Source organism: Sorangium sp. So ce375, assembly GCF_051473855.1.
Taxonomy (GTDB): Bacteria; Myxococcota_A; Polyangia; order Polyangiales; family Polyangiaceae; genus Sorangium.
This window is the reverse complement of record NZ_CP150335.1, coordinates 10,071,064-10,092,260: the sequence shown is the minus strand read 5'-3', so window position 1 is coordinate 10,092,260 and position 21,197 is coordinate 10,071,064. Positions and strand designations below refer to the sequence as shown.

Annotated in this window: 17 protein-coding genes; 13 read left to right on the top strand and 4 right to left on the bottom strand. The window is 71.5% G+C overall.

Annotation, left to right across the window (positions count from 1 at the left end; translation table 11 throughout):
- Positions 1 to 570 precede the first annotated feature (570 nt).
- From WME90_RS37670 to WME90_RS37660, 3 genes are all read left to right on the top strand, one after another.
- Positions 571 to 1,587 carry a hypothetical protein gene (locus WME90_RS37670; RefSeq protein ID WP_437276907.1) on the top strand — a complete coding sequence of 339 codons (1,017 nt, stop codon included), beginning with the start codon at positions 571 to 573 and terminating at the stop codon, positions 1,585 to 1,587.
- Between the two features lie 83 nt (positions 1,588 to 1,670).
- Positions 1,671 to 3,260 (top strand): IS1182 family transposase, encoded by a 1,590-nt coding sequence (locus WME90_RS37665; RefSeq protein WP_437276906.1) that lies wholly within the window; start codon positions 1,671 to 1,673, stop codon positions 3,258 to 3,260.
- Positions 3,261 to 3,346: 86 nt separating this feature from the next.
- Positions 3,347 to 3,796 carry a hypothetical protein gene (locus WME90_RS37660; RefSeq protein ID WP_437276905.1) on the top strand — a complete coding sequence of 150 codons (450 nt, stop codon included), beginning with the start codon at positions 3,347 to 3,349 and terminating at the stop codon, positions 3,794 to 3,796.
- 23 nt (positions 3,797 to 3,819) lie between these two features.
- Here WME90_RS37660 and WME90_RS37655 read toward each other — a convergent pair whose 3' ends face one another.
- A complete protein-coding gene (locus tag WME90_RS37655; protein ID WP_437276904.1) occupies positions 3,820 to 5,649 on the bottom strand; it encodes a PE-PGRS family protein in 1,830 nt (609 codons plus the stop codon).
- Between the two features lie 307 nt (positions 5,650 to 5,956).
- Between WME90_RS37655 and WME90_RS37650 the strand changes: the two genes are divergently transcribed.
- A complete protein-coding gene (locus WME90_RS37650; protein WP_437276903.1) occupies positions 5,957 to 7,033 on the top strand; it encodes a vWA domain-containing protein in 1,077 nt (358 codons plus the stop codon).
- A 326-nt stretch (positions 7,034 to 7,359) separates the two neighbouring features.
- The gene (locus tag WME90_RS37645) at positions 7,360 to 9,603 is read left to right on the top strand and encodes a hypothetical protein (RefSeq protein ID WP_437276902.1); all 2,244 of its coding nucleotides are present in this window, start codon (positions 7,360 to 7,362) and stop codon (positions 9,601 to 9,603) included.
- A gap of 201 nt (positions 9,604 to 9,804) precedes the next feature.
- On the opposite strand, the gene WME90_RS37640 is transcribed toward WME90_RS37645, so the two are convergent.
- Positions 9,805 to 10,641, bottom strand: a complete 837-nt coding sequence (locus WME90_RS37640; RefSeq protein ID WP_437276901.1) for a ferredoxin--NADP reductase — start codon at positions 10,639 to 10,641, stop codon at positions 9,805 to 9,807.
- A 332-nt stretch (positions 10,642 to 10,973) separates the two neighbouring features.
- Between WME90_RS37640 and WME90_RS37635 the strand changes: the two genes are divergently transcribed.
- The 3 genes from WME90_RS37635 to WME90_RS37625 all read left to right on the top strand — a co-directional run bounded on the left by WME90_RS37635 (position 10,974) and on the right by WME90_RS37625 (position 16,054).
- Positions 10,974 to 11,168 (top strand): hypothetical protein, encoded by a 195-nt coding sequence (locus WME90_RS37635; RefSeq protein ID WP_437276900.1) that lies wholly within the window; start codon positions 10,974 to 10,976, stop codon positions 11,166 to 11,168.
- Positions 11,169 to 11,179: 11 nt separating this feature from the next.
- The gene (locus WME90_RS37630) at positions 11,180 to 15,220 is read left to right on the top strand and encodes a hypothetical protein (protein WP_437276899.1); all 4,041 of its coding nucleotides are present in this window, start codon (positions 11,180 to 11,182) and stop codon (positions 15,218 to 15,220) included.
- An 81-nt stretch (positions 15,221 to 15,301) separates the two neighbouring features.
- The gene (locus WME90_RS37625; RefSeq protein ID WP_437276898.1) at positions 15,302 to 16,054 is read left to right on the top strand and encodes a Crp/Fnr family transcriptional regulator; all 753 of its coding nucleotides are present in this window, start codon (positions 15,302 to 15,304) and stop codon (positions 16,052 to 16,054) included.
- A gap of 8 nt (positions 16,055 to 16,062) precedes the next feature.
- Here the strand turns inward: WME90_RS37625 and WME90_RS37620 are convergent, their stop codons facing one another.
- Together WME90_RS37620 and WME90_RS37615 are read right to left on the bottom strand one after the other, a co-directional pair.
- A complete protein-coding gene (locus WME90_RS37620; protein WP_437276897.1) occupies positions 16,063 to 16,698 on the bottom strand; it encodes a sigma-70 family RNA polymerase sigma factor in 636 nt (211 codons plus the stop codon).
- Complete coding sequence (locus tag WME90_RS37615) at positions 16,695 to 17,321, bottom strand: cupin domain-containing protein (protein ID WP_437276896.1); 627 nt, start codon at positions 17,319 to 17,321, stop codon at positions 16,695 to 16,697. The genes WME90_RS37620 and WME90_RS37615 overlap by 4 nt, the downstream gene beginning before the upstream one ends.
- A gap of 214 nt (positions 17,322 to 17,535) precedes the next feature.
- Here WME90_RS37615 and WME90_RS37610 point away from each other — a divergent pair, with 214 nt between their 5' ends.
- The 5 genes from WME90_RS37610 (at position 17,536) to WME90_RS37590 (ending at position 20,936) form a co-directional block, all read left to right on the top strand.
- The gene (locus tag WME90_RS37610; protein ID WP_437276895.1) at positions 17,536 to 17,844 is read left to right on the top strand and encodes a hypothetical protein; all 309 of its coding nucleotides are present in this window, start codon (positions 17,536 to 17,538) and stop codon (positions 17,842 to 17,844) included.
- A gap of 218 nt (positions 17,845 to 18,062) precedes the next feature.
- Positions 18,063 to 18,443: a dihydroneopterin aldolase gene (locus tag WME90_RS37605; protein ID WP_437276894.1), complete on the top strand. Its 381-nt coding sequence runs from the start codon at positions 18,063 to 18,065 to the stop codon at positions 18,441 to 18,443.
- Between the two features lie 43 nt (positions 18,444 to 18,486).
- Complete coding sequence (locus WME90_RS37600) at positions 18,487 to 19,206, top strand: molybdopterin-dependent oxidoreductase (protein ID WP_437283713.1); 720 nt, start codon at positions 18,487 to 18,489, stop codon at positions 19,204 to 19,206.
- Positions 19,207 to 19,237: 31 nt separating this feature from the next.
- Positions 19,238 to 19,627 carry a YidH family protein gene (locus tag WME90_RS37595; protein ID WP_437276893.1) on the top strand — a complete coding sequence of 130 codons (390 nt, stop codon included), beginning with the start codon at positions 19,238 to 19,240 and terminating at the stop codon, positions 19,625 to 19,627.
- A 295-nt stretch (positions 19,628 to 19,922) separates the two neighbouring features.
- Positions 19,923 to 20,936, top strand: coding sequence for a hypothetical protein (locus WME90_RS37590; protein ID WP_437276892.1), 1,014 nt, complete (start codon positions 19,923 to 19,925; stop codon positions 20,934 to 20,936).
- Positions 20,937 to 21,197 lie beyond the last annotated feature (261 nt).

Below are 21,197 nucleotides of genomic sequence, written 5' to 3'. Positions count from 1 at the left end.
GCAGGCGCTCGGCCCGCCTCCGCCCCCGGCGCCAGGGCCGCCATGGCCGCCGTCGCCACCTCGGCCGCCGTTACCGCCGATGCCGCTGTCGTCGTAGCCGCTGCCCCCGGTCCCTCCGTTCCCTCCCAGCTGGCGCCCGGCTCCTCGCACGAGCGAGGGGCGCCCTCGTCCCCTGTGTCTGCCCGCCGCTGAAGCAAGTCCCGCCGCCAAGTGGAGTCATGGTGGTTCATGAAGAGCCGCGGTGCCAGCGCTGGCAGACTCTTTCGCCCCGAGGTCGGCGTCGCTTCCGGGCAACAATCGAGTTCTCCGAAGCCGCGAGCGCCGTGGACGCATGCATGAAACGCGCGTCCGAGCACGGCGATCGCGTCAGCCTGTCGAACGTGCTCGGACCGATCCATCCGCGGCGAAGACTCCTGCTCGACGGAGGTGCCGCGCGACGATACCTTGCGGCATGAGCGAGCAGGACTTCTGCGCTGCTCGCTTCGCCCTTGACGGCTGGAATCGCCTGGGGCCTCATACGTCACCATGCGCCGCGCTTCGCCATCTCCTCCCATCGTTCGCGTCACCAATATGCTCGCTCTCTATGCCCTCCTGGGCACTGCGTCATGCGCTGAGGTCCTGGGCCTCGATGAGTTCGAGGACTGCGACGCAGATTCGTGCACTGGAGCGCTCTGGGCGAAGAGCTTCGAGAGCGGCGATTTGGTCGTCCCCACGAGCGTTCATCTAGACTCCAAGGGGAACATCGTCCTGTCAGGATTCTTTCGAGATACCACCGACTTCGGCGGTCCGCCATTGATATCGTCCGGTATGGATATATTTCTTGCCAAGTTGAATCCTGGCGGCGACCACGTTTTCAGTCGGCGGCTGATGGTGGACAATTCGGACGGTGTCTTTGCCTCCTATATTTCGATTCTGCCGGACGACAGTATCATTGTGTCAGGTCGCTATGAGGATGGCATTGATCTCGGCGATGGAGATCCCCTTGTGTCGCCCAATTCGGACGGAACTGGCGCTTTCGTGGCCAGGTTTTTGCCTAATGGCGACCTGAGCTGGAAACGTAACTTATTCACCGGGACGGGGGAGGCCTCCGCGTTGGGGGTGGCGGCTACTCCCGATGGGGGCGTGGTGCTGGTGGGCGCTTTCGAGGGCGAAGTAAACCTCGGATCATCAACTCTGAGGACAGCTGCCAGAGACGCCTTCATATTGAGGCTGGACTCCATGACGGGCAAGGAGCGCTGGAGTCGTCAGCTGGGCGATCCCGAAGATGCTACGATGACGGCGACCATCGACGCCACCGCGGTGGCTGCGGACCCTGACGGTAGCATCGTTGTGGGGGGGCGGTTCGTCGGATCCACCCAGTCGGTCTTCAGCGGGCGCTCCTTCGAAAGCCCGTCGGGCGCCGGCGCCTTCCTTGTCAGGATCGTATCCACCGGAAACATGGATTGGATAGCGTTCCTTCGAGGCGAGGGCGACTCGTTGGTGAGCGACGTCGACGTCGACGCACGAGGCCACGTCGTTGCCGTCGGGGCTTTCAGAGGAGCGATCGAGCTCGAAACGCACGGCGCTCTAGAGGACCGATCAGTTTGATTTTGTGGTAATCCCGAGCGCTTCGATGGAAGGCTCGACGGCCTCGCCGGGCCATGATCTCGTCCGCGCCTGGAGGTGCACGGATGGAACGATGGTTGCCGCCGGTGGAGCTGTCGCGGCAGGAACAGGCGCTCATGAAACGGTTGAATCGGGTGCGAGCCCTGTTCGGCTTTCTCAGGCTGCACCGGCACGAGCTATTCGACGAGACGTTCCAGGAGCAGCTGGAGAGCATGTACCGGACCACGGGAGCAGGTGAGCCGCCGCATCCGCCGGCGCTGATGTGCATGGTCACGCTGCTCCAAGGCTACGTCGGCGCATCAGATGCCGAGGCGGTGGAGCTGTCGATCGTCGACCTTCGCTGGCAGATGGTGCTCGGTTGCCTGGGGGCGGCCACGCCCGCGTTCGCGCAGGGCGCGCTGCAGGCGTTCCGAGAGCGGATGGTCGAGCATGAGATGGACCGGATGCTGCTGGAGCGGACCGTGGCGCTCGTTCGGTCGGGCGCGATGACGGAGAGCGAGAAGCGGGCGGTGTCCAAAGCGCTGCGCGTGGCCATCGATAGCCGCCCTTTAGCGGGAGCCGGGCGGGTTGAGGACACGATCAACCTGCTCGGCCATGCAGCACGCAGCATCGTCCGCGTCGTGTCGAAGATCACGGAGCGCCCGCCCGAGGAGATCTGTCGCAAGGCGGGCATCCCGCTGCTTCTGGCTCCCAGCATCAAGGCCGGGCTCGATCTCGATTGGAGCGACCCGAGACAGAAGGCGGCGGCGATTCAGATCCTGGAGCGGCAGGTCTCGTCCCTGCAGCAGTGGGTGGACCGCCATCTGGACGACGTTGTCGAGCAGCCGCTCCGCTTCTATCTGGATGCGGTCACACAGGTTCGGGACCAAGACCTGGAAACGGCTGAGGATGGGACCGTTCGCATCCGTCAAGGTGTTGCAGCTGACCGCCGTGTCTCCATCGAGGACGCCGAGATGCGCCACGGAAGAAAGAGCCGCTCGAAGAGGTTCGATGGCTACAAGGAACATATCGCACGCGACCTGGACCTTCCCGTCATCGTCGCCTGCGCTGTCACGCCAGCGAATCGCCCCGAAGAAGAGGGGGCCGCACCGATCGCCAAGGACATCCAACGTCAGCGGCTGTGCCTCGGCGAGCTCCATATCGATCGCGCCTATGTGAACAGTCCCGTCGTTGACGACGTGATACGCGACGGTGGCCAGGTGTTCTCGAAGCCTTGGGGACAGCGTGCTCGCAGACCCAACCTGTTCAGCAAGCGCGACTTCAAGATCGACCTGCGCACCAAGACGATCACCTGTCCGGCCGGACAGGTCGAGGTATTCGAGCCGGGCGACACCGTCGAGTTTGATCCTGAGGAGTGCGGCGCGTGCCCCCTCCGAGCCAGGTGCACCCAAGCCGCCTCGGGACGGGGACGGACCGTGTCCATCGCGGAGGACGAGGCTTTGCAGCGCAAATTCCGGAAGCTACAGCAGACGGGGGCAGGTCGCGCCGTGCTCCGCCAGCGGGTGGCTGTGGAGCATGCGCTCGCCCACATCGCGGCACGAAAGGGCCACACTGCACGCTACATCGGCGCCAGGAGAAATCTGTTCGACCTCCGGCGCGCAGCAGCGATCCAGAATCTCGAGGCGGCCCAACGCCTGATGCAGCAGGCAGCGTAACCTACCGTAATTTAATCGTTTTCAATGTGTTCGCCGCTCTAGGCGCCCAGCAGACCAGCGGGTCGACCGATTCAGATCTCCTGCTCGTGAAGCTCTCGTCCGCAGGAAACCACCTGTGGTCGTTGAGTTTCGGAGATGATTCGGCCCAGTTCGAGGTGGATGACTGGGACTCTTTCAGCAGTGGTCTCACCAATGGGCCTCGGATCGCCGTCGACGCCGCTGGAGACATCGTGCTCGGCACCGGGATCGCTGGCGCCGTAGACTTCGGGGGCGGGTTGCTTGGCGGTAGACAGGATCCGGACTGGGTGGTCGCAAAGCTGAGCGACAGCGGGGAACACCTCTGGAGCAGACGTTTCGGTGATTCTTCGGCAGGGCAAATGATCCTTGGCATCGATACGGATCCGACGACGAAGGCCATCGTGGCTGCCGGGCTCAACGACGGAACACTGGACTTTGGCGAGGAGCTGAAGGTCGCGACGCCGGGCGAGTTCAGCGCTGTCGTGACGAAGATCGACCTGAGACGGGTTGGTAAATAGTTTCTCGATCGGAGGTGCTCTCGTCAGTTGATTTGTAGATTCGCCCTCGCCGTGCCGTTCTGTCCCGCGCCCGCAGCGCCCCCGCTCGGGTTCGTGCCGCCGGCGCCGCCGAAGCCGGGGGCGCCTGTTGTGCAACTATTATCCGTGAACGTGAAGCCGACGCTGCCGGAGCGCGCCAGGCAGGCGCTCGGGCCGCCACCGCCGCCCGCGCCGGGGCCGCCGTCGCCGCCGTTGCCGCCTTTGCCACCGGTTCCGCCGCTGCCGGAGTCGTCACGACCGCCGCCGCCGGTGCCGCCGGGTCCCCCGATCTGTTGCGGGCCGCCATTGCCGCCGCGGCCGCCGGCACCGCCCGCTCCGGTCGTGATAACATTGCCAGCTATCACCACCCGTCCGGACGCTGCGAAGACGCCGAAGCTCCCGCCCCCACCGCGGCCCGCCTGGCCGCCGCGCCCACCGAGCCCGCCGCAGCCACCGCTGCCGCCGCCACCACCACGATCCTCGTAGCACCAGCAGATTCCTAGTTCACACTCGGCGCCTCCTCCTCCGCCGCCGCCGCCGCCGGCGCCGGCGCCGTTTGTGCCGTTCTGCCCGTTCGTGCCGTTTGCAGGCTGGTAGAGGCCTGACGCGATGCTACCGAGGTTCGCGCCCCCAGTCCCCGGTGTCCCCTGCTCCCCGGGCGCCCCCGCGGCGCCGTTGTGGCCTGTCGAACTGCGGCTCCTACATTCCCCCGATGCGGCCCCTCCCGTACCGCCCTCAGCGCCGCGGTTACCCGGCCTGCCAGCCTCTCCGTTCCCCGTATCATATCCGCCATTCCCGCCTCTGCCGGCGGACTCAGTGCATGTCGGCGGAAGGCCGCCAGCGCCGCCTCCGCTGCAGTCGTTGCAGCCCGCCCCTCCAGCGGTCCCCGCCGCCGCCGTCCCCACCGGGTGCGCCGCCCCGTTCGTCCCTGCGGCGCCGTCCCGGCCCTCCGCTACGCTGATCTGGTTGTACCGCACGAAGAGGTCTGCCAGCCCTCCGCCGAGGCGCACTCCATAGGTGCTCGCGCCGGACGACGACGGGCTCAGCGCCTCTATCGTGATGCCCTCGATGTGCGTCGGCTGCGCGATCGACGGCGCATGGAACACCGTGCCTGTCGCGCGTACGGTGGTGGTCACCGAGGGAGTCCTCCGGAACTTGAAGTCAGCGTCGTTGTGATCGAACCCACCGTAGATGCTGATGCCGGACACAACCGTGACCGCCTCCTCGTAGAGCTCGCCCGATAGGCAGATCGCCGGCACCCCGCCCTGCTGCGCCACCTGGATGGCCGTGGCGATCGTCTGCACCGGGGCGTTGCGCGTCCCGCTGCCGGCGTCGTCCCCAGTGCTCGCCGAGACGTAGATGCACCGCTCCACGAGCCCGTCGCCGCCGTCGCAGTTGTCGTCGATGAAATCGCCGTCGATCGGATCCTCACCCGCCTCGCCCGCCGCGGTCGGCGTACACGCGTATTCACAGCCGCACTCGCCCGTGAGCCGATTGCCGTCCACGTCATGTGTGCCCGGCAGGCACCCCAGCGCGCACGGATCCGTGACCCCGCCGCCGCCCCCCTCTTCGCTGCCCCCGTCCCCACTCGAGCCGTCTTCTCCGCCGCCCGAGCCGCCTTCTCCCCCGCCTGCGCCGGTCGTGACGGCCGCGCTGCTGCTCGATGACGCCGTCGTGGCGCTGCTGCTCGCGGATGACTCGCCACCCGCGCCCGAGCCGCCCCCCGTGCCCGATACCGGCCGGGTGGGGCCGTCGATCGAGCTGCTCTCCGCGCAGCCGAGCGCCGAGAGCCATGCGAGGAGAGACGCCGTCTCGAGGAAGAATCGCGCGCGCATGCTTAATTCTGCACCTTCGCGCGCTTTTCGAAAGGACTTTGTCTTGTTAGGTACCAATCACTATGGGGCCGTGTGCCACGTTGCGGCCCGCATTGCCGCGCGTCCGCCCACACCGTTATGTGCTGCGCCGGCGCGAGCCAGCTCACGGTTGCGCGATTCGCCCCTCGCGCCTGTCACCGTCTCCGGTACTCTGTGTCTGCGTACTTTCGCGCTCCCGTGCCGTCCCCGCTGTCATCTCTTCATCCCAATGCGCCTAGAATCGCTTCACCGCACCTCGCTCACCTCCCTGGTTGGGCTCGCCGCCGCCATGGGTCTCCATGGCGCGTGTGCACCGGACTCAGGGGCTGGCATACTCTCGTCCTCGTCGTCTTCGGACGGAACCGGCTCTGGCTCGGACGGAACCTTTGATCCCGATGGAGGGCTATCGACCGACGCGCCCGTCGATGTCCTCGATCCGGACGCCGCGTGCGGCCTCGTCACCGAGGAGGCGATCGCGGTCCCGCTCAATCTCTACATCATGATGGACAAGTCGTCCTCGATGCACGGCGACAAGTGGAGTAGCGCTAGGGCCGGTCTGACCGCGTTCGTCAACAGCGCGAGGTTCGCCGGCGTGCGCGTGGCGCTGCGCTTCTTCCCACGCGCGGCGGACAGTGCGCCGGCCTGTGACCAGGACGCCTACAAGGCGCCGCTCGTCCCGTTCGGCCCGCTCCCCGACAACGCCGGTGCCATCGCCGCGGCCATCGAGGCCGAGTCGCCGGATGGAGCGAGTACGCCCATCTATCCGGCGCTGGGCGGCGCGCTGCTCCAGGGCATCGAGGTCGCGGAGAACCACCCCGGCGAGGCCTCTGCGGTGCTGCTCGTCACCGATGGACAGCCCCAGGGGCCCGCGCCCCTGTGCGCCGGCGTGGACCCGGAAGACCCGGAGGCCATCGCCGATCTCGCGGCGGCGGGGGCGCGCTACCGCACCCCCGTGCGCACCTTCGTGATCGGGCTCCCGGGCGTGAACCAGGGCTTCGCCAACCAGGTCGCGGCCGCGGGAGGCACCGACGCCGCCGTCCTCGTCGCGGCGACCAACATCGCCGTCGAGTTCCAGAACGCGCTCGCGAAGGTCACGGGGCAGGCGCTCCCGTGCGAGGTCGAGGTCCCTTCCCAGGTCGCCGGCGGGCAGGTCGCGTTCAACGACGTCAACGTCCTCTTCGGGCTCGAGGGCGCAGCGCAGGAGATCCTGCCACAGCGCCCCGGCTGCGACGGTCCAGGCTGGCGCTACGACGACCCGGCTTCTCCAACGGCCCTCGTGCTGTGCCCCGACACCTGCGAGGCCGCGAGGAGCGCTTCCATCGCGAAGATCCAGATCCTCCTCGGCTGCGAGACCGTGATCCTCTGACCGCGAGCCCAGCAGAAGGACCGCGCGCCCCAAGGAAGGACCGGGCGCGTCCCAAAGAGAGAGGACGACCCCTCGGTGTCCTGGAGATGACGTCTGGAGGGTGCCGTCGGGGGCGACAGCGAGGCGCGACAACGGACGGCACAGACGCGGAGCGTCATGGGTGAGCGGACTCACCACGCCGCGGTCGTGGAGGCACAAACCGCGAGGCTGGCGCGAGGACGGGGCCCGGCGCGCGCCGCCGGCGCCCGGTGGGGCGGGCGCTGCCTTGCAACTCTGCACTGCGCTTTGTGGACTCCCGGCCCTCAGCACCGTAAGAGGACGGAATCATGACGACGGAGTCCTCCCACGACGCCGCGGGCTCGCCGCGGCACGCCGCCCCCGCCGCGCTCCACCCCGCCCTGGTGCTGAGCGCCTACCTCGAGCCGCTCGTGCGCGGCCGACGGGTCGCGGTGCTGGGTGACGCCACCATCGGCCTCGCCGACCGGCTGCTCCAGCGCGGAGCCCGCCTCGTCCACGCCTACGACCCCGACGCCGCGCGCGTCGCGGAGAAGCTCGCGCGGACGGCGCCCACGCGGCAGCCGCACCCGAGCGTCGCCGTGTTCGACGGCGACCTCGGCGTGCGCGACGGCGCCTTCGACACCCTCGTCATCCCCGACCTCTCGATCTTCGGCGATCCGGCCGAGGTCGTCCGGCGCGCCCGCCGCCTCACCGCCGCGAGCGGCGCCGCCATCATCGCGTCGCCGAACCCGGAGGCCGCCCGGGGCCTGCTCCCCGCGGGCGCGCGCCGCGGCGCGGCGCCCGGCTACTACGCGCTCTACGACCTCGTCGCGCTCCAGTTCAAGCAGGTGCGGATGGTCGGCCAGGCGCCGTTCGTCGGCTACACGGTCGCGGAGTTCGCGCCGAAGGGCGAGCCCGAGGTCAGCGTGGACACGTCGATCCTCGACGCCTCCGAGGAGCCCGAGTGGTTCATCGCCGTGGCCGGCGAGCGCCTGCCCCGGCTCGACGCGTTCGCCGTGATCGAGCTGCCGTTCGCCGACTTCCCGGCCGCGAGCGCCGGCCCGTCTCCCGAGGCGCTCAGCGAGGTCGAGGGCCGCGCGAAGCGGCTCGGGGGCGAGCTCGCGGAGCTGCGCACCCGCCACCAGCGCGACCGCGAGGACGCCGGGGCCCGCGCCGAGAGCGCGGTCGCCACGGCAGCGCGCCTCGCCGAGGCGGAGGCCGAGCTCGAGACCAGGGCGGCGCGCCTCCGGGAGGTCGAGTCCAGGGCGGGCGACACCCACGTCCGGGCCGAGCGGCTGGCGCACCAGATCCGCGACATGGAGGAGGAGCTCCGCAGCCAGCGCGATCGCGCGACCCGGCTCGCCAAGCAGCTCGACGACGAGAAGCGGCTTCGGACCAAGGTCGAGCTCGAGCTCGGCATGATCCGCAACAAGCCCGAGATCGCCGGCGCCCGCGATCGCCTCGACGCCGCGACGGCCGACCTCGAGGCCGCGCGCGCCAGGATCGCCGAGCTCGAGGCGCGGCCCGCCGCGGCGGCGCCCGACCCGGCGCTCGCGGCGCGCGTGGCGGAGCTCGAGGCCTCCGCCAGCGGGGCGCGGCGGGAGCTCTCGAAGCTCACGTCGGAGCGGGACACGGCGCGCAGGCGCGCGCAGGAGAGCGAGCGCGCGCTGGAGGAGGCGCGGCGCGCGGCGGCGAAGGTCGAGGAGCTCGAGGCCGCCCGCGCCGAGCTCGCGCGCGAGCGCGACCGGCAGAAGGAGCGGGCGGATCGGAACGAGCGCGAGAGCCGCGCGCTGGAGGACCAGCGGAGCGCCCTCGAAGCGCGCAGGCTGCTGCTCGAGGCGCGGATCGTGGAGCTCGAGCAGGCCGTCGTCGCGCTGGAGCAGCGGGCGTCCGAGCTCGAGAAGCGCGACGCCGGCGAGGCGGCGGCCGCCGAGATCGCGGGCCTCGAGGAGGCGCTGCGCGACCGGGGCCACGTCATCGCGTCGCTCATGACGCAGCTGCGCGAGAGCGAGCGGGTGGGCAAGGAGCTCGTCGACGAACTCGGGACGGTCTTCGTGTCGGCCACGACCGACCGCGGCGGGTCGGGCCCGGCGGCGGACGGCGGGTCGGGCGGTGCGCTCACGGGGTCGGGCGGGCAAGGCGACGCGGTGGAGGCGCTGCGCCAGCAGCTCGACGCGCTGGCGCGGAGCGCCGCCTCGAGCGAGGCCGACCTGCGCGCCGCGAGCTGGAAGATCGCGCAGCTCGAGCGCGAGGTGACCGAGGCGCGCGAGGCGGCCGGCGCGCCGGCGCTCCACGAGGAGCTCGAGCAGGCGCTCATCGCCGCGCAGGCGGAGATCGCGTCGCTGCGCCGGGCGGCGGAGCGAGAGGAGGCGAGCGCGGCGCGCGAGGACGTGGCCGTGGCGCGCGAGGACGTGGCCGCGGCGCGCGAGGACGTGGCCGCGGCGCGCGAGGACGTGGCCGCGGCGCGCGAGGACGTGGCCGCGGCGCGCGAGGATGTCGGCGTGCCGCCCGAGGTGATCGAACAGGCGGTGCTCCTCCAGCAGGTCGCCAGCGCTGTCGAAGCGAGCGCGTGAGCCACGGTCTGGACCGGGGCGGACGGTGGCCCCGGTCCAGAGGTGCGCGCGAGCGAGCTGCGCGTGCTCGATGCCCTCCGCGGTGAAACGATCTCCGACCACGTGGCCTGCGCGCCGTATCGACGCGCGCGTCACTTCAGCGAGCCGAGCAGGAGCTCCCATGCGCGGTCCCGGGCGCAGCCCGACGCGCGGCGCGCGGCGTCACGCCGGGCCGGATAGGTTCGTGCTCTCGGCCGGCGACGCGCTGGCGAGCGGGGAGCGCTTCTCGCCCGCGAAGGCCTTCTCCACGAGGTAGTCGCCCGGCTCGCCGCTGTTGCCCTCCTCGAAGCCGCGCGACTCCAGGAGCGCGGCGGTGTCGGCGAGCATCTCCGAGCTGCCGCAGAGCATCAGCCGGTCGTGCGAGGGGTCGAGCGTGGGCAGCGCCAGATCGGCGAAGATCCGGCCGGACTCGATGAGCGCGGTGATCCGACCCTCGGTCTTGAACGCCTCGCGGGTGACGGACGGGTAGTAGCGGAGCTTGGGCCGCACGATCTCGCCGAGCAGCTCGTCCGCCGCGAGGTCGTGCTCGAGGTAGCGCGCGTACGCGAGGTCCTGCACGCGGCGGCACGTGTGCGTGATGACCACGCGCTCGAAGCGCTCGTACGTCTCGGGGTCCTTGACGACGCTGAGAAACGGCGCCAGGCCGGTCCCGGTCGCCAGGAGCCACAAGGTCCGGCCCGGCCGCAGGTTGCCGATCGTGAGCGTGCCCGTCGCGCGCTTGCCGACGAGGATCGTCTCGCCGACGGCGATGTGCTGCAGGCGTGAGGTCAATGGGCCGTTCGGCACCTTGATCGAGAAGAACTCGAGCGTCTCCTCGTGGTTCGCGCTCGCGAGGGAGTACGCGCGGACGAGCGGCTTTCCCGCGACCGCGAGCCCCATCATGCAGAACTGCCCGTTGGCGAAGCGGAAGCTCGGCGAGCGGGTGGTCTTGAGCGTAAAGAGCTTGTCCGTCCAGTGGTGGACCTCGAGCACTGTCTCTTCTGTGTAGCCGGGTACCATGTCGTTCATCCTTGTCGGTGCGAAAGCATCGGGGCGTCGTGGCTCGAAAGAGCGCGCTCTCCGATCACGACAGCGGGGCGGCGCCGCAGCGCGCGGGCGACCGAGGCACGTGCAGCTCGCGTCGAGCTCCACCGCGAGGTCGTCTTCCATGAGCCCGCTGCTTCACATAGCAATGTTGCAAATGATAATCAAGATCGGCATTGGCCGATGGTCTCGCTGTCAGATGGCTTCGTAGCGCGTCGTCCTTAGGGGCGACGGCGCTCCAAGGCGATGCCCGTGGAGCCGCTGGCCATACGCCGCGGAGGCCGCTCGCCGCGGGCCAGGACGTGGCCATGGCGCGTGAGGACGTGGCGGTTGCGCGCGAGGATCGGAGGGGGCCGCCCGAGGTGAGCGAGCAGGCGGTGCTCCTCCGGCAGGTCGCCAGCGCCGCCGAAGCCGGCGTGTGGGCGATGTCATGGGACGGGGCCGGCGGCCCGTCGATCGGCGGTCCGCGCGTGAACCTGTGCGCACGCGGTCGCCCGCGCTAAGGACCGGGCTGATGCGCGCTCCTCGCACCCTCTCCACGCTCGTCCGGCTCACCGGCGCCGCCGCCCTGGCTCTCGCGCTCGGCGCCTGCGGCGCGGCCACCGCGCCCGGCGCGAAAGACCCGATCGCCTCGCTCCGCGACGCCGGCGCGCGCTCGACCGAAGGCGAGGTCGTCGGCCGGTGGCTCCTCGGAGAGCTCCTGGTCCCGGGCGGCACGCCCGCGGGCGCCAGGGCGGCGCGCAAGCGCCTGGAGGAGATCGGCGCGAAATCCATGCTCGCGTCGCTCGGGCGCGCGATCGACGACGAGGGGCACGGCCGCAACGCGCGCGCGGCGGCGGCCTACCTCGAGGCGCTGGACGCCGCCCGGGTGAGCGCGCACCCCGACGCCCCCCTCGTGGGCTGGTTCGCCGCGAATCGCCTGCTCGGCCTGCGATCCAGCGTCGCGGGCCTCTGGAAGAAGTCCCGCGACGTCGTCCTGCGCGCCATCGACCACCCGGGCACGCTCGGCTGGCGCGCGCGCGGAGAGCTCGTCGAGTGGTGGAGCCTCGACGGGCTGCCCGACGAGACCGCCGCGGCGCGCCCGGCCGGCGGGACCGCCGACGACGGCGCCGACCGCGGCGCAGCGCCCGCCGTGCCGCTCATCGACCTCGCGGCGCGCCGCTACGGGTGCATCGAGAACGCCCGCTTCGCCGGCCCGTTCGGCCACCTGGCCGCCAGCGACCACCGCGTCCACTACGAGGCGGAGCGCGCCGGCCCCTGGCCGCCCGTGTTCCCGCGCGACCCCCGCCGCGCGGACCCGCCGCGCGTGCTCGGCGCCGAGCGCCGCGGCTGCCAGCTCTCCGCCGTTGCGCCGGAGGCGCCCGGCGAGGGCGGGGCCAGCGGAGGCATCTTCTACGTCGAGACCTTCGTCGACCTGCCCGCCGAGCGCGAAATGCTCGTCGCCGTCCAGGGGGCCTACGCCATCTTCGTCGACGACGTCGAGGTGCTCACGCGCGACACGAAGCAGTGGGGGATCTGGCCCCGCTTCGGCGTCCGCCTGCGCCTCGGCCCCGGCCGGCACCGCATCCTCGCCCGCGTCGGGGGCAGCGACACCTCCATCCGCCTGCTCGCGCCCGACGGCACGCCCCTCGGCGTGGCCACGTCCGCCGATCCGACCCCGCCCTACTCGCTCCTCCCGCCCGAGGTCCTGCCGGATCCCAACCCCATCGAGCCGTTCCTTACGGCGCTCGGCGTGCCGCCGCAGCCCGCGCCGAAGGTGGCGCGCGCGCTCGGCCTGCGCGGCGCGCCCCGCGCCGAGCGCGACGTGGGCGACCCGATCGCCCGGTTCCTCGCCGCGAACATCGCGCACCTCGAGGGCCAGGACGACGTCGCCGCCGTGCTGATCGAGCCGCTCGTGGCCGATCCGGCGCGCGCGACCGGCCCCGCGCTCGCCGCGCAGGCGGTCTTCCTCGAGAAGGACCCGATCTTCCCTGTGTCCGACGCGCGCGACCTCGTGAAGGACGTGCGCGCCCGCGCCGCGGAGAAGGATCCGGATCTCTGGTACCCCCGCCTCTGGCTCGCGCTCGAGGAGGCCGACAAGGTCGGCCTGTCCGAGATGACCCGCACGATCGAGGCCCTCGCCGATCGCTTCCGGGAGGTGCCCGACCTCCTGAAGACGCTCGCCGGGATGTACTCGCGGCTCGGCTGGCGCGTCGAGCACGTCCGCACCGTGAAGGAGGCCGCCGCGCGCTTCCCGGACGACGTCGAGGTGCTGGGCGCGCTCCTCCGGATCCACGACGGCGACGGGCACATCGCGGAGGCCGACGCCCTCGCCGCGCGCATCCGGGAGATCGATCCCGACGCGGAGATCGAGCTGGAGCGGGCGATCGATCGGCGCGACTACGCGGCCGCGATCAAGGAGCTCACGCGCCTCGGCTCCGCCCGGAAGGACCGCAAGGACATCGCCGCGCGCATCGCCGACCTGCTGACCCGCGCCGGCAAGCGCGCCGAGTCCTTCCAGCAGCTCGAGCGCGCGCTCGCGAAGTCGCCGGACAGCGCCGAGGCGCGCCTCGCGCTCGCGGACGCGCGCTTCGCGCGGGGAGAGCGCGACGCGCTCCAGAAGGCGCTCATCGAGGCGATCCGCACAGGCGCCGACGCCTCGGGCCTGCGCGACGCCATCGAGCTGCTCGACGGCACGACGGAGCTCAGCCCGTACCGGCTGGACTCGAAGAAGGTGATCGCCGAGCACGAGGCCTCGGGCGAGGTCATGCCGGGCACGGCGGCGCGCGTGCTCGACTATTCGGCCATGTGGGTCCACGAGGACGGCTCGGCGCGGATGCTCCAGCACGAGATCATCCGGATCCAGTCGCGGGAGGCCATCCAGGAGCACGCCGAGCAGCGCGTGCCCGAGGGGCTCGTGCTCAAGCTCCGCACGGTGAAGCGCGACGGGTCGATCCACGAGCCGGAGTTCATCGAGGACAAGCCCACCGTGACGATGCCCCACCTCGAGGTGGGCGATTACATCGAGGTGGAGAACCTCTTCGTGCTGCGCGGCGACGGGCAGGGGGGCCTCACGTTCCAGGGCCCGCGCTGGTTCTTCCGCGAGGAGAAGGTCCCCTACTGGCGGAGCGAGTTCATCGTCGTGTCGCCGAAGAGCCGGCCGCTCGACGTGGAGGCCTCCGGCCCCGTGCCGACGCCCGAGATCGTCGAGTCCGGCGCGCTCGTCACCCGCCGTTACCGGGTCGACAAGAGCCCGGCGCTCCCGGAGGAGCCGGCGAGCGCGCCGATCGCGGAGTTCCTGCCGAACATCCGCATCGGCTGGGGCATCCGGCTGGACAGGACGATCGCGCGCATGGTCGACGCGGCCGCCGACGAGACGCCGCGAGACCCGCGGCTCGTGCGCATCGCGCGGGCGATCGCCCGAACGCCGCTCGCGCCGCGCTCGCCGGACGCGGCCGGCGGCGAGGAGGGGAAGGCCGGCGCCGCGCAGGGCGCGAGCGGCGAGGGCGGGGGAGCGGCGCCGTCGAAGGACGAGCAGGCGCGCCGGATCTACCGGTGGGTGCTCGCGAACGTGGAGGACGGGCGCGAGGACGACGGCCGCCGCGTCGTCATCGGCAAGAGCGGCAACCGGACCGAGGCGTTCCTCTACCTGTGCCGCCTCGTCGGGATCGACGCCGGCTACGGCATCGTGAGCGACCGGCTCACCGCGCCGCCGCGCGGGCCCATGAGCGAGGCCGAGACGTTCAACGCGCTCGCCGTCCGCCTCGACACCGGGGAGAAGCCCGGCGCGAGCGGGGTCCGCTGGATGTTCGTGCGCGACAAGTTCGCGCCGTACGGCTACCTGCCGAGCTCCCTCCGCGGGCAGCCCGCGATCGTGCTGAAGCCCGGGACGCCGCGGGAGGTGACGCCCTCGTCGGGCGCGCACGACGGCGTGGTCACGGAGGGCATCGCCGAGGTGCAGCGGGACGGCTCGGCCTCGCTGGCGATCGAGCAGCGCTACGACGGCAAGCTCGCGATCGCGCTGCGCTCGGCGCTGGAGTCGCTCCCCGACGCGCAGCTCCGGGACGCCGTCGAGTCGCGCCTCTTGCCGCAGATGGTGCCGGGCGCGCGGCTCCAGGAGATCGAGATCAAGGAGCTGACCGAGATCGACCGGCCGCTCACGCTGAAGATGAAGATCGCGGTCGCGAGCTTCGCGCGCGCGCAGGGCGCGGAGCTCGTCCTCTCGCCGCCCTTCGGCGTGCGCGTGGCCAGCCTCGCCAGCCTGCCGGTCCGGGAGACGCCGCTCTACCTGTCGGAGCAGATCGCGACGCGCTCGGAGGTGCGGCTCCGCGTGAAGCTCCCCGCGGGCGCGCGCGTGGCCACGAAGCTCGCTCCGTTGGCGGCGGACGACGAGGGGCGTGCCGTGCGGGTGAACGATCGCGTGGACGGCGGCGCGCTGCTCCTCGATCGCTTCCTGGAGCTGCCCGCGGGTCGCGTGCAGCCCGATGCCTACCCGAAGTTCCAGCAGTTCGCCCGCGCCGCGGACAGCGCGCTCGACCGGGACATCGTCGTTCAGCTCGACCACGACGGACGCTGATCGAAGCGCCCGCTCGCCCCGCGTCAGGCCTTCATCGCAGGGGATTCCTGTGTGTCAACCCACGCAGTATGGATTACTCTTTTGCTCCCTACTGTGAGCGATCTGGATTCCCAGTACGCACCGGATGCTGGCCGCCACCCCACGGATCCCGTGAAGGCGCGGGTGGCGCGCGCCTTCCGGCTCTCCTCGCTGTTCGCGCAGGCGGATCGCGAGGTACGTGAGGCGGTCACGGACGCCGCGGTGCTCGAGGTGGTGGCGTCCGACGCGGCGATCTTCGAGCAGGGGGCCCCCGCGGACACGCTGGTCGTGCTCGGCCGTGGGCGCGCGCGCGTCGAGCGCGTCAACGAGGCGGGGGCTGCGTTCCCGCTCAGCTACCGCGGCACGGGCGACGTGCTCGGCGAGTCGTGCCTCGGCGGGCTGGAGACGCGGACGGAGCGGGCGATCGCGATGGACGAGGCCGAGGTGGTCCGGGTGCCGCTCGCGCTCGTGCGCGAGCTCTGTGCCCAGCACCCCGGGCTCGGGGGCGCCGTGTTCGCGCTGCTCGTCACCCGGCAGCGAGAGACCGAGGACCGCATCGAGTCGATGCTGTTCAAGAACGTGGGAGGGCGCCTGGCCGAGTTCCTCCTGCACGCGGCGGAGCGGTGGGGCGTGCCGACGCCGCGGGGGATGCTGATCTCGGCGCCGATCACGCACGCGGAGATCGCCCAGGTGATCGGCTCGACGCGGGAGACGGTGACGCTGACGCTCGGGGCGCTCCGGAAGGAGGGGGTGCTCGACGTGGCAGGGCGGCGCCTCATCGTGAAGGACCGCGAGGCCCTCGCGCGTAAACGGTAGGGGCGGCGTCAGCCTGCGGCGGTGCGCGGCTGCTCCTGGAGCGCGGCGCGCAGCTTCTCGAGCGCGCGCGAGAGGCGGGACTTGACGGTGCCCACCGGCACCGCGAGGCGCTCGCCGATCTCCACGAGGGAGAGCCCCTCGAAATAGGCGAGCTCGAGCACCGTGCGCTGGTCCTCCTGGAGCGCGGCCACGATGCGCCTCACGCGGGCGCAGTCGGAGCCGAGCGCCGGGTCGAGGCCGCCGAGGTCGGCCGGGGCGCCGTCCTCCTCGCCGTCCGCGACAAGGCGCAGCTGCCGGGCCGACCGGAGCCGGTCGAGCGCGCGGCTGCGCAGGCGCATCATGAGCCAGGTGCGGGCCGACCCGCGGCGCGGCTCGTAGGTGTGGGCCTTTCGCCATACCTCCAGGCAGCAGTCGTGGACGAGATCCTCGGCTTCGGCGGGGCTCCCCAGCACCCGCTGGGCGAGCGCGAGGAGCGCGGGCGCGTACCTGTCGTAGAGGGCGGCGAGGGCCTCCCGGTCGCCGCCGGCGATGCGGGCGACGAGCTCCTCGTCGCTGCCCGGCGCCGCCGTCGGCGCGGGAGGGGCCGCGACGTGAGCCGGCGCCGCCTCGTTGGCGGGCGTGGGCCCGGTGCTCGAGGCGATCAAAGCGCCACCTCGATACCGCCCTCGCAGACGATCGCGCACAGGCACGGCCCGTCGCCGACGACGGTCGGGATGGAGTGGATCGAGCCGGCGGGGCTGTGGAGCTCTTCCCCGGCGCGGATGACGCGCCCGTCGTCCACGGAGAAGGCCCCTTCGAGGACGAGGATGCGCTCCTCGCCCAGGTGACGGTGGCGCGGGATGCACCCGCCCGGCGTGAGGCAGACGAGGATCGCGTTCGTCGTCGCGCGGCGCGGGCCGGTCTCGAGCGGCAGGACGTGCATACCCGGCAGCGCGGCGGGCATCGCCTCCGGCTCGGACAGCGCGTGGAGGGCGCGCCGGGCGTCGTCTGGCGCGACGTCGATGAGGGCGGCGAGGCGAGGCGCCATCGGGGTGAAGCGCTCGAGGCGATCGACCGACGCGAAGAGCCGCGAGCGCAGGCGCCCCTCCGGCGGGACCGGCGGCAGCGCGAGGGCGACGGCCGCGACGGCGGCCTCCGCGGCGGCGAGGCGGCGCGCGCAGTCGCCGCAAGCGCCGAGGTGCGCTTCGACCTCGGCGTCGCGCGCCCCTCCCGCGCGGGCGAGGAGCGCGTCCTCCGAGGGATCATCGAGGTGTCCGGCGAGCATCATCGGCTCCGCTCCTTTCAGGTGAGGTTGCCCCCGGACGAGTACGCGGCGGGAGGGCGAGCGGTTCCAGCGGACGTGGCGGGACGCCCCGGACACGCGCCGGTGACGACAGAGGATACGGCGCGCTCCGCGCCGCCGCGCGCGCTGTTCCCAGTTGACGTGGCGCACGAAGCGTCGATACGCCTTCGCGAGTCGACCCCGCAGGAAAGGACCGCCCATGCCGAAGCTCAGCTCCGGGACAGCCATTGCCGCCGCATTTCTCTTCGGTTGCTCCGCGTCGTACGTCGCGCCGCGCTTCCTGGTGCCGCCGGTGCATGCGGACACGGATCCGCCCCGCTGGGAGGTGAGGTGCGTGGACGTCGAGACGGCGCGCGTCACCGACAGTCAGGTCCTCGAGGTGGCCACCGCGTCCGGATGGAACCCCGTCCTCAAGCGGTTCGGGCAGGAAGGCTGGGAGCCGGTGCAGTTCCTGCGCAGCGAGATGTCCGCGAAGATCGACGCCGTGTGCTTCAAGCGGCCTCTCTGACGTGGCGCGCCGCCGCCGCGCGCCGGGACGACCGTCGCGCGCCGTGAAGGCCGCGGCGCCTGGAGGGCCGCCGCCACGCCGGTAGGTCCGTCGCGCGCGGCGAGGGCCGTCGCGCCTGGAGGGCCGCCGCGCGCCGGGAAGGCCGTGGCGAGCGGGCGAGACGGCCGCCTGGCATCCTTACGGCGGAAGCCGGCCGGAAGGCGTGCTAGGGGGCGCCGATGGAGTCTGCGATCCAGACGTACCGGATCCGCCTCGACGGCATCCGCTTTCGCGCCAAGCACGGCGTGTCCCGCGCCGAGCGCGACCTGCCCCAGGATTTCGTCGTGTGCCTGGAGGTGGAGCTTCCGACCTCCCTGTTGCCCCGCGCCGACTCGCGCGCGCGGGTCTTCGATTACGACAAGCTCGCGAGCCTCGTCGTCGAGTCGGGCACGAGCGCGTCGTACAAGCTGCTCGAGACGCTCGCCCAGCGCATCATCGAGCGGGTGCTCGACGACACGCCGGCGCTCCTGGTGACCGTTCAGGTCAAGAAGTTCGGCCCCCCGACCTCGGTGTCGGTGGATTCCGCATCGGTGGAGCTCTCGGGGCGCAAGGTCGGTTGAGCACGCTCTTGCAGGCCTCGTGGGTGGTCGCCATGGTCACGTGATGGTGGACCACGCGGGGCGGCGGGCGAGGTCGTTGATCGAGCGCAAGCAGGTGTTCGCGGAGCGGCAGGCGGCGCGCGGCAAGGGCGCCTTCGACGGGCTCGCGCCGATGGGCAGCGGGCCGTCGAACCGGCACGGGATGCCGAGGCTGCCGGTCGGGCAGCGCGAGGTGAAGAGCTGGCCGGTGCTCGACCTGGGGGACATGCCGGACATCCCGACCGAGCGCTGGCGGCTCGAGATCAACGGGCTCTGCGAGGCGCCGCGGACCTACTCCTGGGAAGAGTTCATGGCGCTGCCGCAGGCGCTCGACGTGTCCGACTTCCACTGCGTGACCACCTGGAGCCGGCTGGACAACCACTGGATCGGCGTCCGGTTCGCCGACATCGCGGATCGCGCGCGCCCGCTCGCGGACGCGCGCTTCGCGCTGATCGAGGCGAGCGACATCGCGCCTGGCACGCAGACCCCCTACACGACGAACCTCCCCATCGAGGAGGCGATGCTGCCCGACGTCCTGCTCGTCCACGCCTGGGAGGGCAAGCCGCTGCCGCGCGAGCACGGCGGCCCGGTGCGGATGATCACGCCGCAGCTCTACGCCTGGAAGGGCGCGAAGTGGATCAAGCGGATCACGTTCAGCGCCGTGGATCGGCCGGGGTTCTGGGAGGTCCGCGGCTACTCGAACACGGCGTACCCGTGGTTCGACGATCGGTACGGCCGCCCCTAGGCGGGCCGCGCGCCGAGGAGGAACAGCCACCATGCCCGGCGAAGAGAGCGTGAAGCGCACGGAGGCCTATACCCGGGAGCACCTGGCCAACGAGCGGACCCACCTCGCCTACGTGCGGACGGCGATCGCGCTGCTCAGCTTCGGCATCACGCTCAACCGGGTCAGCCTCTTCTTCCTGGAGACGGAGCCGCCGGCCATGCAGCCCGGATCGCGGTCGTTGCTGCGCGAGGTCGTCGGCGTCGGCGCGGGGATGGTCCTGCTCGGGATGGCGCTCATCGCGTGGGCCGCGGTGCGCTACCTGCGCGTCGCTCGCGCCATCGACCGCGGGGAGTACCGCCCGGATCGGACGGCGATCCTCCTCTTCACGGCGGCGGTCTTCCTGATCGGCGCGGCGAGCATCGCCTGGGTTGCGATGAGCTGACGAGCCGCGGGAGCGGACATGTCGGCGAGCGACGCGGCTTCCGGCGACAAGCGCGCTCTGGCACGGGCACGATCTGGCGAAAACTTGCGTGACGTGCGGGCGCGCGACGCGGCATAGTGCGCGCCTCGAACGACTGGCAAACGACACCTCGGCGGATTGGGGCCACCGGGGTGTCGGCGCCGCAGCCTCGTGCCGGAGGACTGGACGCATGGATAGGCCGAATGCGCATTGGTTGGTTGGTTTCATTCTTCTCATCGGCCCAGCGACGTTCTTTGCATGCGGTGACGTGCCCTATATGGGCGGAGACTGCGCGGTCACGGATGACTGCGAGTCGGACCACCAGTACGTGCCGGGCACGGTCTGCGTCGATGAGCGCTGCGTGTGCGGCGAGCCGGGCAAGGTCATCTGCTGCGCGCGCGGCGAGGAGGGCTCGCGCGGCGAGCAGGACTCGGATTGTTTCAAGGCGTGCCTCACCTGCGACGAGTGCGCGGAGGGCACCGAGGAGGGCACCGACAAGTGCTCCGGGGTGCCCGTGCCGCCCGTCGGTTGCGAGAGCGACGCAGAGTGCCCTGGCCCGCCGGACCCGCGGTGCGGCGCGGGGCGGTGCGTGGACGGCGCGTGCGCGGTGGAGATCCAGAAGGGCCCGATCGCGTCGCAGCTCCGCGGCGACTGCAAGATCGAGGAGTGTACCGCCGACGGCCGCGTGGTCAGCGTGGCGGCCCAGGATATCTACGATGATGGCAACCAGTGCACCCTCGACGTCTGCGAGGTCGATGAGCCGCAGCACCTCCTGTTGAACGAGGTCACGTGCCCCGCCTCGGGCGAGGGGCGGTGTCATGAAGGCGCGTGCGTGCAGTGTGTCGACACGGACGCGTCGCTGCGCTGTCCCGGCGGGCGAGCGTGCGATGGCGTCTGGTGCGTGCCGGAGCACTGCGTGAACGACGCGCAGGACGCCGGCCTGGGGGAGACCGGCTTCAACTGCGGCGGCCCGTGTCGCCCTTGCCAGGCGGGCGATCGCTGCCGCGTGGCCGCGGACTGCATGAGTCGCGTGTGTACGAACGAGAGCTGCATGATCCCGAACTGCAGCGATGGGGTGAAGAACGGTCTCGAGTCCGGCGTCGACTGCGGCAAGCTGTTTTGCCCGCGCTGCGAGCCGGGCGGGGGCTGCCAGACCGGCGCGGACTGCAAGAGCGGGGTCTGCTGGGCCGGCGCCTGCGAGGCCCCCACCTGCACGGACGGCGTGAAGAACGGCGACGAAGCCGGCGTCGACTGCGGCGGCGAGGGGTGCGGCGGGCCGTGTCCTGGATGATCCTGACAGACTCGCGAGCGGGACGCGTGAGTGGCCGCGCTCTTGACCTCCCGGCAGAACGGCGTTGAGCCGGGGTGTCCTCACGGGTTGATGGACACAGCCGGAGGTGCGAGGCCCGTGCCGCCTCATCGATGGCCGCGCCGCTCGGTACCCGACGGAGTGACACTACGTGTGCCCGGACGTTTACGGGGGAGCATCCGGGGTGACGGACGCGCTCCGCGGCAAACAGCCCTTCACGCGTCAACCTGTATTTCAGGAAGC

Bases quoted from the DNA above. Each gene is read 5' to 3' on its own strand.
- WME90_RS37670 (WP_437276907.1), top strand. From the start codon at position 571: ATGCTCGCTCTCTATGCCCTCCTGGGCACTGCGTCATGCGCTGAGGTC.
- WME90_RS37665 (WP_437276906.1), top strand. From the start codon at position 1,671: ATGGAACGATGGTTGCCGCCGGTGGAGCTGTCGCGGCAGGAACAGGCG.
- WME90_RS37655 (WP_437276904.1), bottom strand. From the start codon at position 5,649: ATGCGCGCGCGATTCTTCCTCGAGACGGCGTCTCTCCTCGCATGGCTC.
- WME90_RS37650 (WP_437276903.1), top strand. From the start codon at position 5,957: ATGGGTCTCCATGGCGCGTGTGCACCGGACTCAGGGGCTGGCATACTC.
- WME90_RS37645 (WP_437276902.1), top strand. From the start codon at position 7,360: ATGACGACGGAGTCCTCCCACGACGCCGCGGGCTCGCCGCGGCACGCC.
- WME90_RS37640 (WP_437276901.1), bottom strand. From the start codon at position 10,641: ATGGTACCCGGCTACACAGAAGAGACAGTGCTCGAGGTCCACCACTGG.
- WME90_RS37635 (WP_437276900.1), top strand. From the start codon at position 10,974: ATGGCGCGTGAGGACGTGGCGGTTGCGCGCGAGGATCGGAGGGGGCCG.
- WME90_RS37630 (WP_437276899.1), top strand. From the start codon at position 11,180: ATGCGCGCTCCTCGCACCCTCTCCACGCTCGTCCGGCTCACCGGCGCC.
- WME90_RS37615 (WP_437276896.1), bottom strand. From the start codon at position 17,321: ATGATGCTCGCCGGACACCTCGATGATCCCTCGGAGGACGCGCTCCTC.
- WME90_RS37610 (WP_437276895.1), top strand. From the start codon at position 17,536: ATGCCGAAGCTCAGCTCCGGGACAGCCATTGCCGCCGCATTTCTCTTC.
- WME90_RS37605 (WP_437276894.1), top strand. From the start codon at position 18,063: ATGGAGTCTGCGATCCAGACGTACCGGATCCGCCTCGACGGCATCCGC.
- WME90_RS37600 (WP_437283713.1), top strand. From the start codon at position 18,487: ATGGTGGACCACGCGGGGCGGCGGGCGAGGTCGTTGATCGAGCGCAAG.
- WME90_RS37595 (WP_437276893.1), top strand. From the start codon at position 19,238: ATGCCCGGCGAAGAGAGCGTGAAGCGCACGGAGGCCTATACCCGGGAG.
- WME90_RS37590 (WP_437276892.1), top strand. From the start codon at position 19,923: ATGGGCGGAGACTGCGCGGTCACGGATGACTGCGAGTCGGACCACCAG.